Annotated in this window: 14 protein-coding genes; 2 read left to right on the top strand and 12 right to left on the bottom strand. The window is 73.9% G+C overall.

The window, feature by feature from the left end; genetic code table 11:
* Positions 1-89 precede the first annotated feature (89 nt).
* Positions 90-1130: an SAM-dependent methyltransferase gene (locus FHX74_RS01625; RefSeq protein ID WP_182558339.1), complete on the top strand. Its 1041-nt coding sequence runs from the start codon at positions 90-92 to the stop codon at positions 1128-1130.
* On the top strand, positions 1127-2386 hold the full coding sequence (locus FHX74_RS19945; protein ID WP_220483373.1) for an NADH-quinone oxidoreductase subunit D-related protein: 1260 nt from the start codon (positions 1127-1129) through the stop codon (positions 2384-2386). The genes FHX74_RS01625 and FHX74_RS19945 overlap by 4 nt, the downstream gene beginning before the upstream one ends.
* Before the next feature lie 45 nt (positions 2387-2431).
* Here FHX74_RS19945 and FHX74_RS01615 read toward each other — a convergent pair whose 3' ends face one another.
* From FHX74_RS01615 to speB, 12 genes are all read right to left on the bottom strand, one after another.
* Positions 2432-3079: a hypothetical protein gene (locus FHX74_RS01615; protein WP_182558338.1), complete on the bottom strand. Its 648-nt coding sequence runs from the start codon at positions 3077-3079 to the stop codon at positions 2432-2434.
* A gap of 88 nt (positions 3080-3167) precedes the next feature.
* Positions 3168-3767: a DUF3180 domain-containing protein gene (locus tag FHX74_RS01610; RefSeq protein ID WP_182558337.1), complete on the bottom strand. Its 600-nt coding sequence runs from the start codon at positions 3765-3767 to the stop codon at positions 3168-3170.
* A gap of 33 nt (positions 3768-3800) precedes the next feature.
* The gene (gene folK, locus FHX74_RS01605) at positions 3801-4364 is read right to left on the bottom strand and encodes a 2-amino-4-hydroxy-6-hydroxymethyldihydropteridine diphosphokinase (RefSeq protein ID WP_328823558.1); all 564 of its coding nucleotides are present in this window, start codon (positions 4362-4364) and stop codon (positions 3801-3803) included.
* Positions 4361-4765, bottom strand: coding sequence for a dihydroneopterin aldolase (folB, locus tag FHX74_RS01600; protein WP_182558336.1), 405 nt, complete (start codon positions 4763-4765; stop codon positions 4361-4363). Before folB ends, folK begins: the two co-directional genes overlap by 4 nt.
* A gap of 164 nt (positions 4766-4929) precedes the next feature.
* Positions 4930-5724, bottom strand: coding sequence for a dihydropteroate synthase (gene folP / locus FHX74_RS01595; protein WP_182558908.1), 795 nt, complete (start codon positions 5722-5724; stop codon positions 4930-4932).
* 181 nt (positions 5725-5905) lie between these two features.
* Positions 5906-6535 (bottom strand): GTP cyclohydrolase I FolE, encoded by a 630-nt coding sequence (gene folE / locus FHX74_RS01590; protein ID WP_182558335.1) that lies wholly within the window; start codon positions 6533-6535, stop codon positions 5906-5908.
* Between the two features lie 45 nt (positions 6536-6580).
* Positions 6581-8839: an ATP-dependent zinc metalloprotease FtsH gene (ftsH, locus tag FHX74_RS01585; RefSeq protein ID WP_182558334.1), complete on the bottom strand. Its 2259-nt coding sequence runs from the start codon at positions 8837-8839 to the stop codon at positions 6581-6583.
* Between the two features lie 244 nt (positions 8840-9083).
* Positions 9084-9635, bottom strand: a complete 552-nt coding sequence (gene hpt / locus FHX74_RS01580; RefSeq protein ID WP_182558333.1) for a hypoxanthine phosphoribosyltransferase — start codon at positions 9633-9635, stop codon at positions 9084-9086.
* Between the two features lie 10 nt (positions 9636-9645).
* The gene (tilS, locus tag FHX74_RS01575) at positions 9646-10698 is read right to left on the bottom strand and encodes a tRNA lysidine(34) synthetase TilS (RefSeq protein ID WP_182558332.1); all 1053 of its coding nucleotides are present in this window, start codon (positions 10696-10698) and stop codon (positions 9646-9648) included.
* 5 nt (positions 10699-10703) lie between these two features.
* Positions 10704-11801: a zinc-dependent metalloprotease gene (locus tag FHX74_RS01570; RefSeq protein ID WP_235970080.1), complete on the bottom strand. Its 1098-nt coding sequence runs from the start codon at positions 11799-11801 to the stop codon at positions 10704-10706.
* Between the two features lie 32 nt (positions 11802-11833).
* A complete protein-coding gene (locus tag FHX74_RS01565) occupies positions 11834-13297 on the bottom strand; it encodes a purine-cytosine permease family protein (protein ID WP_182558331.1) in 1464 nt (487 codons plus the stop codon).
* Between the two features lie 99 nt (positions 13298-13396).
* Positions 13397-14377, bottom strand: a complete 981-nt coding sequence (gene speB, locus FHX74_RS01560; RefSeq protein WP_182558330.1) for an agmatinase — start codon at positions 14375-14377, stop codon at positions 13397-13399.
* Between the last annotated feature and the right edge of the window lie 93 nt (positions 14378-14470).

Raw genomic sequence — 14470 nt, 5'->3', positions numbered from 1 at the left:
GGGGTCACGTCGGTCGAGCCGTTCAGCACGGGCGACCCACCGGACGACCGGGGCGCGCCGCACGGGCTCGGCGAGGCAGCATAGGAGCCATGCTCTCCCACGCCTGCTCGACGCCGGTCGCGGGGCCGTGGGCCGAGATGTGGGAGCGCGCCGCCACCGGACCCGCCGGCTACTGGCGGGCTCACGGCGTCGCCGAGGGGTTCCGGACCGCGCCGGCCACCGGGCCGCAGGTCGCCGCGGCGGTCGCCGCCCTGCTCGACGAACACCCACGCATCGCCCGGGTGGTCGAGCTCGGCGCCGGCGACGGCGAGCTGCTGACCGCCCTGGCCCGGTCGTCCCCGGGGCTGTCGTGCCTCGGGGTCGACCTCCGGCTCGCACCGACGCGGGTCGCCGGGGCCGGGGTCGACGGTCCGGGGATCGGCTGGGTGGTCGACCGCTGGCGCGACGCCGGCACCGGGTCGCCTGGTTCGGGCTGGGAACAGGGTCGGGTGCCGGCGTTGTTCGGTCCCGCCGCCCCGCCGACACTGCTGATCGCCCACGAGTGGCTCGACGAGCTGCCGGTCACCGTGCTCGACCCGGACGGCTGGCGGCGGGTCGGGGTCGGGCCGACCGGCACCGAGCTGCTGCTCGAGCCGGCCGCGCCCGACGAGCTCGCCTGGGCCGAGCGCTGGTGGCCGGCCCCGGACCGCTCGGCCGCCGGCTCGCGGCGGGTCGAGGTCGGAACGAGCCGGGACCGGGCCTGGGCGGACGCGATCCGGCTGCTGTCCCGGTGCGGCGGGGTGGCGCTGGCCGTCGACTACGGACACACCCGCGACACCCGACCGGCCGACGGCAGCCTGCGGGCCTACGCCGGCGGCCACCGGGTCGCCGCGGTGCCGGACGGTCGCCGCAACCTCACCTGCGACGTGGCGGTCGACGCGGTCCGGGCCGCGGGCGAAGCGGCCGGGGCGACCACGCTGGCCGACCTCAGCCAGCGCGAGGCGCTGCACCGCTGGGCCGGACCGGACGCGCTGCCGCAGCGACCGTTGGCGCGGCTCGCCGCCCGGAGCGCCGCCGCGGCGCTGACCGCCCCCACCGGGTTCGGCCGGTACCGGTGGCTGCTGCAGGCGCGGGATCGGGTGGGCGTGTGAGCCCGGCCGGCGGCACCGGCCGCGAGCTCCGGGTGCTGGTCGGGTCGCCGGCCGCCGGGCTGCTCCCGGACGCGTCCGCCCCCGTCCCCGACGGCACGATCCTGCTCGACCTCGGCGAGGACCACCCGAGTCGGGCCGGACTGCTCGAGCTGCGGGTCTGGACCGACGGCGCCACCGACCCGACGGCCGAGCGGGTGGTGCGCGCCGAGGTGCGGATCGGCGCCCTCCACCGCGGCGCGGAGAAGCTGTTCGAGGTCCGCGACTACCGCCAGGTGATCATGCTCGCCGACCGGCACGACTGGCACGCGCCGTTCGCCGGCGAGCTCGCGGTGGCGCTGCTCTGCGAGCAGCAGCTGGGTCTCGAGGTGCCGGCGCGGGCGACCTGGGCCCGCACCCTGCTGGCCGAGCACACCCGGGTGGCCAGCCACCTCGGTTTCCTCGGTTGGCTCACCGACCGGCTCGACCCCGGCCTGGCTGTCGAGGTCCGCGGGCTCCGCGAGCGGCTGCGGGTGGGTTTGGCCGGGCTCACCGGCAACCGCGTGCACCCGATGGTCACCCAGGTCGGTGGCCTGGCCGTCGATCCCGACCCCGGGTGGCTGCGGGCCGAGACCGCCCGGCTGGACGGGGTGCCCGCCCTGGCCGCCCGGCTGCTGGACCGGCTCGACACCGACGCGGCGATCACCCTGCTCGACGGCGAGGGACCGGCCGGGTCGTCGGCGCCGTCCGACGGCCCCACCGCCGCACTCGGGCCCGACCTGGTCGCCGCCTTCGGGGTCAGCGGGCCTGCAGCCCGCGCGGCCGGCTGCGTGGCCGACCTGCGGATCGAGGCGCCCTACCTGGCCTACGCCGAGCTGGCCGACGTGCTGAGCACCTTCCCGGCGGCGGCCCTGCCCGGTCCCCCGGGCGGGGCGGGGCGACGGTTCGCGGTGCTGGCTGCCGAGCTCGCGGTCAGCGCAGCCCTGGTCACCGCCTGTGCGGAGCGGCTCAGCGGCCTCCCGGGCCCGGTCCGCGTCGACGCCGGCAAGAACCTGCGGCTGCCCGACGGCGACGGCTACCTGTGCACCGAGGCGCCGCTCGGCAGGTCCGGGGTCTACCTGGTCTCGCGCGGGGAGCGGACGCCGTGGCGGCTCAAGCTGCGGACGGCCAGCTTCAACAACGTGGCCGCCTGGGAGGCGGTGCTGCCGGGGTGCCGGGTGGTCGACCTGGAGGCCGCGCTGGCCTCGCTCGGTTACGTCGTCGGCGACCTCGACAAGTGACGGCCGGTCGGCCCGTCCCGGTCGCCCCGCGACCCCGGCCGGACCTCAGCTGACGTCGACCTCGAGGTTGTCCCAGCCCGGGTCGGGCTGCGCCGGCTCGCGGAGCACCCGGCGCGGGAGCGGGCGGACCTCGGCGGTGGGCTCGGCCTCCGCAGCGCCGGCCTCCCCCCGCAGACCGTCCGGCCGCTCGGCGGTGAGCGCGGTCAGCCGGGCGAGCTCGTCCTCGCAGAGCTGGAGCCGGATCGTCAGGTCGTGGTTGCGGCCGCTGAGTGCCACCGACTCGGCGTAGAGCTCACCGACCCGGTGCTCGAGCGTCGCGATGCTGGTCTCCCGCTCGGCGAGGGTCCGCTCGGCCTGCTGGGCCGCCGCCGCCGCGACGCGCTCGGTGCGGGCCCGTGCCGACCTGTGGTCGGCGGCGGCCCGGTCGGAGCGGACGGCGTGGTCGGCCCGGGCCTCGGCGAGCTCCTGCCGGCAGAGCCAGAGCACGACAGCGGCGGTGACCAGTGCGGCCAGCACGCCGGCGCGCACCACCCAGACCGGACCGAACGCGGCACCGAGCGAGAGCAGGGCGCCGGCCGGGAGGACCACCAGTGCGGCGCGGTGCCAGACCGAGGTCACCGCGCGCCGGCGGGCTCGAGCCGCACGCTCCCGGGCACGGGTGGTGGCGGCCGTGGACGGTGCGATCGCGGTCACGCGCGGAGTCTAAGCCCGGCCGGACGTCGCCGACGGCACTCCGCGGGACCGGCGCGGCCGGCGGACGTCCCCGCCGTCGCGTCCGGGGTCAGCGGGTCGGTTCGGGGTCCTCGTCGTCGTCGGAGGGCGGCACCTCACAGGCGCGCTCCATCAGCAGCCCGGCGATCATCAGGGCGATCCCGGCGACCGCGGCCACCGCGGAGCGGACCACGCGCTCGCGCGGCGACTCGGCCTCCCAGCGACCGACGAAGAGCGCCCCGAAGGCCAGGTAGCCGCCGGCGACCAGGGCACCGGCCAGCGCGGAGGCCTTGGCCAGGGCGAGGTAGGTGACGGCCTGGCTCGGGTCGATCCGGAGCCGTCGCACCCGGAGCCGGCGGTACAGCGCCCAGGCCAGCCCGCCGACCACGATCGCGCCGAGCCACAGCGCAGCCGGGGCCAGCCAGGGCACGAGCGGCGCGCTCATGCCCAGGTAGTCGGTGGTGGTGACCAGGAGCCAGCCGAGCACCGCGCCGACCACCGCCGCGAAGAGCAGCGCCCGCGGTTGGGTGCGGCGCAGCCGGCCGTCGTCCGGACCGTCGGGACGACCCGACCCGGACCCGCCACCGCGCGGGTGTCGACCGGACCCGCCGCCGGAACCGCGCCCCGCGCCGGACCGCCGGGCGGTCCCCCGCTCGTCGCGGCTCACCACGACCGCACCCCGGGTGCGGACGGGTGGTGGGCCTCAGTCGTTGTCGATGACGAGGTCGTCACGGCGGACGATGCCCGAGAGGTCGGCCTGGCCCAGCAGGTCGGCGATCCGCCCGCGGCCGGGCAGCTCGGCCTCCGGGTCGACCTCGACCCACGGGGCGAGGACGAACGCGCGGGCGTGGGCCTGCGGGTGCGGCAGCTTGAGGTCCGGCTGGTCGGTCTGGGTGGTCCCGACGACGACCAGGTCGACGTCGAGGGTGCGCGGACCCCAGTGCTCGGTCCGCTCGCGGCCGAACGCGTCCTCGACGGCCAGCGCGCGCTCGAGCAGCGTCCGCGGCTCGAGGGTGGTCTCGGCCAGGATCACCAGGTTGAGGAACTTCGGGCTGTCTGCTGGGCCGCCGACCGGCTCGGTCTCGTAGACGCTGGAGACCTCGACGACGATCACGTCCGGGGTGTCGCGGATGGCGTCCACCGCACCCTGGAGGTTGGCCAGCCGGTCGCCCAGGTTGGACCCGACCGAGTAGACGACCTTGCGCAGCGGCTTCATCCCGCTGAGGGTGTCCGCGTCGATGGCGTAGGGGTTCGGGCTGGTGCTCACAGTCGGCTCCTTGTCAGAGTCACCGAGACGTCACTCGTCTCGACCGGCATCGGCGCCCCGGGCTTGTGCACGGTGACGTCGACGGACCCGACCCGGGGGTCGGAGAGGCAGGTGGAGGCGATCCGGGCGGCGAGAGCCTCGATCAGGTTGAGCGGCTCGCCCTCGATGTCCGCCTTGACCGCGGCGGCGAGCGAACCGTAGTCCACGGTATCGGCCACGTCGTCGCTGGTCGCGGCGGCGTCGAGGTCGAGGTGGCAGACGACGTCGACCACGAAGCGCTGCCCGCGCTCGCGCTCGAAGTCGAAGACGCCGTGGTGCCCGGTCCCGACGATGCCGGAGACGGCGATCCGGCCCGGCGTGGCGCCGGTCGCGGGCGGTGTGGTGGGGTCGGCAGCCGACATGTCACCTCGTCTCTCGGGTCGGGACCGACCGACGGTCGGCTCGCTCGGGATGCTGGTGGGGCCGGCCCCGGGAGGGCTGTGTCCGGGCACAGTTCCAGCTGTGAATTGCATCGCCAGACTAGCCGGATGGGCCGACAGACCCCGAATCGGTGATCCGGGTCCGGTCAGCGGACGTCGAGCAACCGCTGCACGACGGCCACCGCGTCGCGGTGGGGTCGGACGGTGTGCGTCCGGACGCCCCAGATCCCGAGCCCGGCGAGCACGGTGGTGAGGGCGAGCGAGGCGTCGTCGCGCTCGCGGGCCGGACGGGGCGCGCCGTCGGGCCCGGCCAGCAGGTGACCGAGGAAGGCCTTGCGCGAGACGCCGGCGAGCAGGGGGAAGCCGAGGTCCAGCCGCTGCAGCCTGGCGAGCAGGGTCCAGTTGTGCTCACCGGTCTTGGCGAACCCGAAACCGGGGTCGAGCACCAGCCGCTCGGGCGCGATCCCGGCCCGGACGGCCCGTTCGGCCTGCCGACGCAGCTCGGCCGCGACCTCGGCGACCACGTCGCCGTAGACGGCCCGGCGCTGCATCCCGGCCGCGTGTCCGCGCCAGTGCATGCACACGTAGGGGACGCCGAGCTCGGCCACCAGCGGCATCATCGCCGGGTCGGCCTGACCGCCCGACACGTCGTTGACCAGCCGCGCGCCCGCCTCGACAGCCTGACGGGCCACCTCGGCACGCATCGTGTCCACGCTGACCACCGCACCGGCAGCGGCCAGCGCCCCGACCACCGGGAGCACCCGACGGAGCTCCTCGTGCTGGCTCGGGCGCCCGGCCCCGGGACGGGTGGACTCCCCGCCGACGTCGACGAGGTCCGCCCCCTCGGCGACCAGCTCGAGACCGTGCCGGACGGCCGCCTCGGGCTCGAGCCACTCACCGCCGTCGGAGAAGCTGTCCGGGGTCACGTTGACCACACCCATCACCAGGGTGCGGCCGGGGTCGGGGAGCCCGTCGACCACGGCTGAGACGGTCACCGGGACATCCTGCCAGCCACGACCCGACCCGCACCGCTGCCGACCCGGACCGCTGCCGACCCGGGCCGGACCGGTGGGTCAGGATCCTGCGAGAACCGGGAGGGTCAGCAGCTCAGAGGCGAGCGGGTCACCGACGCTGAGCGTTGATCAGGCTGAGCACCTCGGCCCGGGTGGCCGGTTCGCGCATCCCGCCGCGGACCGCACTGGTCACCGTCTTGGCACCCGGCTTGCGGACGCCGCGCATGGTCATGCACAGGTGCTCGCACTCGAGCACCACGATCACCCCGCGGGGGTCGAGCAGCCGGACCAGCGCGTCGGCGACCTGACTGGTCAGCCGCTCCTGCACCTGCGGCCGCTTGGCGTAGACGTCGACCAACCGGGCGAGCTTGCTCAGCCCGGTGATCCGGCCGTTGGCCGCCGGGATGTACCCGACGTGCGCGACCCCGGTGAACGGCACCAGGTGGTGCTCGCAGCAGCTCCACACCTCGATGTCCTTGACCAGCACGAGCTCGTCGTGCCCGAGGTCGAAGGTGGTGGCCAGCACCTCCTCGGGCCGCTGCTCGAGCCCGCGGAACATCTCGGCGTAGGCCCGGGCCACCCGCTGCGGGGTGTCCACCAGACCGTCGCGCTCGGGGTCTTCACCGATCCCGATCAACAGCTCGCGCACGGCGGCGACCACGCGGTCGTGGTCGAACCCGCGCGTCTCGTGGTTGCTGGTGATCGGGTCGATCCGGGACTGCTGCTCAATCCCTGTCATCGACGTGCCTCTCCTCGACCCGGTGACCCGTGGTCACCGCTCTCCCTAGGACTGACCTCCGGGCCAGCCCTGGCCGCCCTGCGGGCCCTGGTTCGGGCCGCCCTGCGGCTGACCCCCGTAGCCGGGGCCCCCGTCGTACCCGGGACCCGGGTGCGGCGGGTAGCCGGGTTGCCCGGCGCCCTGGGGAGGGTAGCCGCCGGGCTGGCCGGCGCCCTGCGGCGGGTAGTTGGGGATGTCCTGACCGGGCTGCTGGCCGGGGTAGCCGGGGCCACCGGTCGGGAGCTGCGGCGGGGCCGGCGGCTGTCCGGGCGGCAGCTGCTGACCGCCGGGCGCGTGCCCGTTGGACGAGCCGTTGGAGCCGTTCGAGCCCGGGTAGCGCCCGTTCTGCCCGTTCAGCTGCGGCGGCGGGGTGACCGGCGGCAGGTCCGACGGCTTCCGCTTGTCCGAGCCGGTCCAGGCCGGTCGCTTCGGCCGCAGCTTGAGCGGCTTGAAGACCTCGGCCACCTGGGCACGGTCGAGCGTCTCCTTCTCGAACAGCGCCCGCACCAGGTCGTCGAGCACCTCGCGGTTCTCGGTGAGCACGTCGAACGCCTCCTGGTGGGCGGTGCCGATCAGCACCGATACCTCCTCGTCGACGATCGCCGCGACCTCCTCGGAGTAGTCGCGCCCGTGCCCGTAGTCGCGGCCCAGGAACGGCTCGGAGTTGTCGGAGCCGAGCTTGATCGCGCCGAGCCGCTCGGTCATCCCGTACTGGGTGACCATGGCGCGGGCCAGGCTGGTGGCCTTCTCGATGTCGTTGCTGGCGCCGGTGGTCGGGTCGTGGAAGACCAGCTCCTCGGCCGCCCGGCCGCCCATCATGTAGGCCAGCTGGTCGAGCAGCTCGCCGCGGGTGTTGGAGTACTTGTCGTTCTCCGGGAGCACCATCGTGTAGCCCAGCGCGCGGCCGCGGGGCAGGATCGTCACCTTCTGCACCGGGTCGGTGCCCGGCATCGCCGCGGCGACCAGCGCGTGGCCGCCCTCGTGGTAGGCGGTGATCAGGCGCTCGCGGTCGTTCATCAGCCGGCTGCGCTTCTGCGGACCGGCGACCACGCGGTCGATGGCCTCGTCGAGGAACGCGTCGGTGATGACGTTGGTGTTGCTGCGCGCGGTAAGCAGCGCGGCCTCGTTGAGCACGTTGGCCAGGTCGGCACCGGTGAAGCCCGGGGTCCGGCGGGCCACGGCCTCGAGGTCGACGCTGCGGTCCATCGGCTTGCCCTGCGCGTGCACCTTGAGGATCGCCAGCCGGCCCTTGAGGTCGGGGCCCTCGACGGCGATCTGCCGGTCGAACCGCCCCGGACGCAGCAGCGCCGGGTCGAGCACGTCGGGCCGGTTGGTGGCCGCGATCAGGATCACGCCGCCGCGGACGTCGAAGCCGTCCATCTCGACCAGCAGCTGGTTCAGGGTCTGCTCGCGCTCGTCGTGGCCGCCGCCCATACCGGCGCCGCGGTGCCGACCGACGGCGTCGATCTCGTCGATGAAGACGATCGCCGGGGCGTTCTCCTTGGCCTGCTCGAACAGGTCGCGGACCCGGGACGCGCCGACGCCGACGAACATCTCGACGAAGTCCGAGCCGGAGATCGAGTAGAACGGGACTCCGGCCTCGCCGGCGACCGCGCGGGCCAGCAGCGTCTTGCCGGTGCCGGGCGGGCCATAGAGCAGCACACCCTTGGGGATCTTGGCCCCGACGGCCTGGAACTTCGCCGGCTCGGCCAGGAACTCCTTGATCTCCTCGAGCTCCTCGATCGCCTCCTCGACGCCTGCGACGTCACCGAAGGTGGTCTTGGGGGTGTCCTTGTTGGCGATCTTGGCCTTGGACTTGCCGAACTGCATGACCCGGCCGCCGCCGCCCTGGACGGAGTTGATCAGGAAGAAGAAGAGGACGCCGAGGATCAGGAACGGGATCAGCGTGCTCAGGATGGTGGTGAAGAAGCCCGGGGTCTGCTTGATGCCGACCCAGCTGTCGAGCGTCTTGTCGGCCACCCGCTGGTTGAGCCGCTCGACGATGGTGTCGCTCTGGTTGCCGACCCAGTCGGCCTCCAGCTTGGTGTCGCTGGCGTCGGCCACCTCCACCTGGATCAGCTGCTCGCCGTCCTTGAGGGTGACCTTCTTCAACTGCTCGTTGCCGTTGATGATCGAGATCACCTGGGAGGTCGGGACCTCCTTGTAGCCGTCCGCGCTGTTGACGATCTGGAAGGCGACGACGATCGCGATCAGGACCAGGGCGATCCAGACCAACGGTCCGCGGAGCACACGCTTGAAGTTCATGACCTGCCTACGGGAGTGGCCCGGTTCGAGTGATGAGGGCGGTGGGCGATCGGCCGGGGCGCTGACACCCGGAACCGCGCCACGACGTCACGCCGCACGGTCCACCGACCGGCGGGGACGGCCCGACGAGCGTACATGGGGGCAAGGCTAGCGGCAGAACCCAACCCGGGTCCGCTCCGCGGATGCCGGGAACCGGGCCCCGGTACCGCTCGTTGAGACTGGCCCGCGGGCCCTGCCGACCGGCTCAGCTGTAGACGTGCGGAGCCAGCGTGCCGACCGCGGTCAGGTTCCGGTAGCGGCCGTCGTAGTCGAGGCCGTAGCCCACGACGAACTCGTTCGGGATGTCGAAGCCGACGTACTTGACCTCGACCGCGTTCCGCTGGGCCTCGGGCTTGCGGAACATCGTCATGATCTCGAGGCTGGCCGGCTCGCGGGAGCGCAGGTTGCTGATCAGGTAGGACAGCGTCAGCCCGGTGTCGATGATGTCCTCGACCACCAGCACGTGCCGACCCGAGATGTCGGTGTTGAGGTCCTTGAGGATCCGGACCACCCCGCTGGACTGGGTGCCCGATCCGTAGGAGGAGATGGCCATCCAGTCCATCCGGCAGTGGATGCTGAGGCTGCGGGACAGGTCGGCCATCACCATCACCGCGCCGTTGAGCACTCCGACCAGCAGCAGGTCCTGACCGGCGTAGTCCCGGTCGATCTCGGCGGCCACGGCCTGCAGCCGCTCGGTCACCTGCTCGGGGGTGTAGAGGACCCGGGTCAGATCGTCGGCGACGTGCGCGCTGTCCACGGGCGACACCCTACGAGACGGGTTCGGGACCGCCCACACCGCTCGGCCCGGCGCCGGCGGGCACCGCGAGCAGCCGGTCGCCCGCCCGGCGGACCCGGAGCCCGGGGACCTCGACGAACCGCTGCCCGCGCCAGTCGGTGACCAGCGCCTCGACGGCCCGGACGTGGACCAGAGCCGGCTCGGGTGCGCCGGCCTCGACCAGCCAGCGGCGGAGCACCCGGGTCCGGAGGGCACGCGGTGCCGGACCGAGCGGGGCGCAGCGCAGACCGGCGGGGCCGGTCGGCTCGGTGGTCCGGCACTCCCGGGCCAGCCCGTCGGCCAGCTCGTCGAGCAGGTCGGCGTCGTCGCGGGCGAGGGCGGCGGTCCGCACCAGGGCGTCGGTCAGCGCGTCCGGCGGGGCGTCCGCCAGGGCGGCGAGCGCCGGGAGCAGCCGCTCGCGGACGGCCACCCGGCGGAACCGGGGGTCGGCGTTGTGCGGGTCGCGCCAGGGGTCAAGCCCGAGCTCGGCGCAGACCGCCTCGGTGTCGGCGCGCCGTAGCCCGGGAGCGTCGCCCCCCAGGAACGGCCGCAGCCGGCGGCCCGCGCGCGGCGCCATCGCGGCCAGCGACCGCGGGCCCGAGCCGCGGAGCAGCCCGAGCAGCACGGTCTCGGCCTGGTCGTCGAGGGTGTGGCCGAGCAGCAGGTCGGCCTCGCGCGCGGCGGCCTCCTCCTCGAGCACGGCGTAGCGGGCGGTCCGGGCGGCCCCCTCGGGACCCGCGTCGGCCGGGCCGGGGCCGGCGGCGCGGACGACCACGTCGGTCAGGCCGATCGCGCGCACCGCGTCCGCGGCGCGGGCAGCGGCGTCGGCGGAGCCGGGTTGGAGACCGTGGTCGACCACGACGGCCCCGACCCGGAGGTCGTCCCGGCCGGCGGCCACCCGGACCGCCGCGGCGGCCAGCGCGAGCGAGTCCGGTCCGCCGGAGCAGCCGAGCAGCCAGCGCGGCGGCGCCGCGGTGTCGCGGGCGGCGGCCGCGAGGGCCTGGACCGCCCGGAGGGTCGCCGGACCGAGCGCGCGCCGCGCCACCCGGGTCAGTCCCGCGGGTCGCCGACCGCCGGACGACCCACCCGGGCCACCCACAGCCCCGGGTCGGCGATCTCGTCCTTGGTGGGGAGCGTCTCCGGTGAGGTCCAGACCCGGTTGAAGCCGTCCATCCCGACCTGCTCGATGACCTGCCGGCAGAACCGGGCACCGTCGCGGTACTGCCGGAGCTTGGCGTCGAGCCCGAGCAGCCGGCGGATGATCTTGTCCGGCCCGCGCCCGTCGCGACGGACGTCGAACCGGCTGCGGATGGTGGCCACGCTCGGCACCACCTCGGGTCCGACGCTGTCCATCACCACGTCGGCGTGACCCTCGAGCAGCGACATCAACGCGGTGATGTGCTCGACCACGCCGCGCTGGGCCGGCGTCTGCACCAGGTCGGTGATCGAGATCTCCTCGTTCCCGCGCAGCGCCTCGCCGATCGCCGAGGCGGCGTTCCTGATCATCGAGAGCACCGCGGCGGCGTCCACCTCGGTGCCGTCGACCACGGCGGCGATCTGGGCGTTGAGGTGGTCGCGCAGCCACGGCACGGCGGTGAACTGGACCCGGTGCGTCTCCTCGTGCAGGCAGACCCAGAGCCGGAAGTCGGCCGGGTCGAGCCGGAGCTCGCGCTCGACGGCCACCACGTTGGGGGCGACCAGCAGCAGCCGGCCGCCGGGCTCCCCCGGTCCACCCGGGAAGAACGGATCGAACTGACCGAGCACCTTGGGTGCCAGGTAGCTGAGCAGGGCTCCGACCTCGGCGCCGCTGATCCGCGAGCCGATCGGGGCGAACGCCGAACTGCCGACCCGGTCGGCCAGCCGCGCGGTGAGCGGGGTGAGGATCTGGGCGAAGGCGTCGACGTTGGCCTGGATCCAGCCGGGCCGGTCGACCACCAGCACCGGCGCGGTGGCGCTCGGCGCGGCCAGTCCGGTGACCTCGGCGACGTAGCTCTCGGCCCGTCCGGCCGCCCGGCGCAGGTCGGCGACCGCCTGCTGGGCACCGGTGCGGGAGATCGGCGGACCGGGCTTGACCAGCCTGCGTGCGGTGGCCAGGGCCACCTCCCAGTCGACCATCCCCTCGGGCGGGCGCTGGGTCTGCGAGGTCATGTCGGCACTCTATGCGCCGGCGCCGCCGGCGGTCAGACGGTCTGGTGCTGCTCGGCGGCCCGTTCGAGCTCGTCGGCCTCCGCCTCGGCCGCGCGCCGCTCGGCCGCCACGTCGATCGAACGGGACAGCAGGTAGTAGAGGACGCCGGCCACCGGCAGCCCGACGAAGAAGGAGATGTCGGCGCCACCGAGCGCCTTGGCCACCGGCCCGGTGTAGGGGTCCCCCAGGTCGAAGAACGGCACCATCACCACGAAGCCGACGACGTAGCTGACGATGCCCCGCCAGCCCCAGCGGCCGTACAGGCCCCGCGGCTTGAAGATCTCGGCGATGGCGTAGTGGCCGCGGCGGACCAGGTAGAAGTCGACCAGGTTGACCGCCGTCCAGGGGATGAACAGGTACAAGATCAGCAGCAGGAAGACGTTGAAGGTCTTGAGGAAGCTGTCGCTCGCGGCCAGCGCGCCGATCAGCGAGAGCAGGGCGGTGAAGCCGATCATCAGCGCGCGGATCGCGACCGTCGGGCGGACGCGGCGGAACGAGTCGACCGCGCTGATCAGGGTCAGGGACCCGCCGTACATGTTGAGCGCGGTGACCGAGACCAGTCCGAGCGCGGCGAGGATCAGCACGATCGGCCCGAACCCGGTGAACAGCCGGTCACCGATCTGCTCGATCTCCGGGATGCCGGTGCCGCTGAACTTGTCCGCGCCGATCCAGGCGACCAGCACCGAGCCGACGATCATCATCCAGCCGCCGCCGAGCGCGGAGCCGAGGTAGGTCCACCAGAAGGTCGTGCGCACCGGAACGTCGGGCCGGAGATAGCGCGAGTAGTCCGAGACGTAGATCGCCCAGCTGATCTGGTAGCCGGCGACCACCCCGAACTGGGCCAGGAAGGGGGCCGCGTGGAACTCGCCGACGGCGAACGTCCCGGCCGGGTAGTCGACCAGGAACAGGCTGACGGTGAACAGGCCGAAGATCACCAGCATCAGGTAGGTCAGGACCCGCTCGGCCCGGTGGATCAGGTCGTAGCCGACCAGCGCGACCACCAGCGCGACCACGGTGACCACGACCACCCAGAGCTTGGTCGAGCCGGCGGTCGCGGTGCTGAGCGCGTTGCCAGCCAGGATGGTGTTGAACACGTTGAAGCCGGCGTACTGGAGATAGGCGAACAACCAGACCAGCAGGGCCCCGAGGTAGCCGAACTGGGGCCGCGACTGGATCATCTGCGGCAGCCCGAGCTGCGGCCCCTGCGCGGAGTGGAAGGCCATGAACAGGGTGCCGACCAGCACCCCGACGATGATCGCCAGCACCGACCAGAACAGCGAGGCGCCGTCGGTGATGCTGATCAGTCCGACCGCGAGGGTGGCGATCTGGGCGTTGGACATGAACCAGAGCGGACCCAGGTGCCAGGTCTTGCCGTGCCGTTCGCGCAGCGGCACGTAGTCGATCGACCGGACCTCGAGCGCCCCGCGGCTGCTCGTGCCGCCATCGGTGGTGGTCATGGGCACACTCTGGACCCGCCGGGCCGGTCCCGACCAGCACCACGCCCGTCGTCCGAGCCCAGCGAAGGCCCGTGAGACCGTCGGAGGGCGGAGGTCGCCCTACCGTCCTGCGGCGAGCACGCTGAGCAGCTCGTAGGCGACGTGCGCGGCGGCGATCCCGGTGACCTCGGCGTGGTCGTAGGCCGGAGCGACCTCGACCACGTCGGCCCCGACGATCTCCAGCCCGGCCAGACCGCGGATCGCGGCGAGCAGCTCGCGCGAGCTCATCCCGCCCGACTCCGGGGTCCCGGTGCCGGGGGCGAACCCTGGGTCGAGCACGTCGATGTCCACCGAGACGTAGACCGGACGGTCGCCGAGCCGTGCGCGCATCCGCTCGACGACGGCGTCGACGCCTATCCGCTCCAGCTCGGTGCAGCCGAGGGTGGCGAACCCGAGATCGGCCGAGGCGGGCAGGTCCTCGGGGCCGTAGAGCGAGGCGCGGGTGCCGACGTGCAGGCAGTGGTCGCGGTCGAGCAATCCCTCCTCCGAGGCCCGTCGGAAGGGGGTGCCGTGGGTGTAGGGCTCGCCGAAGTAGGTGTCCCAGGTGTCGAGGTGGGCGTCGAAGTGCAGGACGGCGAGCGGCCCGTGCCGACGGTGCGCCACCCGGAGCAGCGGCAGCGCGATGGTGTGGTCGCCGCCGAGGCTGAGCAGCCGGGCACCGTCGGCGGTGACCGCGGCCGCCCCCTGCTCGATCTGGGCGATCGCCTCGTCGATGTGGAACGGGTTGACCTCGAGGTCTCCGGCGTCGGCCACCTGCAGGACGCCGAACGGCGAGACGTCGAGCTCGGGGTTGTAGGGACGGAGCAGTCGCGAGCTCTGCCGGACGTGTGCCGGGCCGAACCGGGCACCCGGCCGGTAGCTGACCCCGGTGTCGAACGGGATGCCGAGCACGGCGACGTCGACCGGTCGGCCGGCGGGCAGGTCCTCGGTGCGCGGCAGCCGGGCGAAGGTGGCCGGACCGGTGTAGCGCGGGCTGCGGGACGCGTCCGGCGGGCCGATCGGCGGGACGGCGTCGGGTGCAGGCGGTCCGGCAGTGGTCACCGGTTCAGTATCGCGACCGACCGCCGGCCGACAGGGTTCCGGTGGACCGAATGGAAAGGGTGCTTGCCAACGCGGTGTCAAGGGTGCTTTCCT

This window comes from Microlunatus kandeliicorticis, from assembly GCF_014137855.1.
In the GTDB taxonomy this organism is placed as follows: Bacteria; Actinomycetota; Actinomycetes; order Propionibacteriales; family Propionibacteriaceae; genus Microlunatus; species Microlunatus kandeliicorticis.
Note: the sequence above shows the minus strand (reverse complement) of the source record. Positions and strands in the feature narration are given on the sequence as shown.

Bases quoted from the DNA above. Each gene is read 5' to 3' on its own strand.
- ftsH (WP_182558334.1), bottom strand. From the start codon at position 8,839: ATGAACTTCAAGCGTGTGCTCCGCGGACCGTTGGTCTGGATCGCCCTG.
- folE (WP_182558335.1), bottom strand. From the start codon at position 6,535: ATGACAGGGATTGAGCAGCAGTCCCGGATCGACCCGATCACCAGCAAC.
- FHX74_RS01565 (WP_182558331.1), bottom strand. From the start codon at position 13,297: ATGACCACCACCGATGGCGGCACGAGCAGCCGCGGGGCGCTCGAGGTC.
- FHX74_RS01625 (WP_182558339.1), top strand. From the start codon at position 90: ATGCTCTCCCACGCCTGCTCGACGCCGGTCGCGGGGCCGTGGGCCGAG.
- folP (WP_182558908.1), bottom strand. From the start codon at position 5,724: ATGGGTGTGGTCAACGTGACCCCGGACAGCTTCTCCGACGGCGGTGAG.
- FHX74_RS01570 (WP_235970080.1), bottom strand. From the start codon at position 11,801: ATGACCTCGCAGACCCAGCGCCCGCCCGAGGGGATGGTCGACTGGGAG.
- folB (WP_182558336.1), bottom strand. From the start codon at position 4,765: ATGTCGGCTGCCGACCCCACCACACCGCCCGCGACCGGCGCCACGCCG.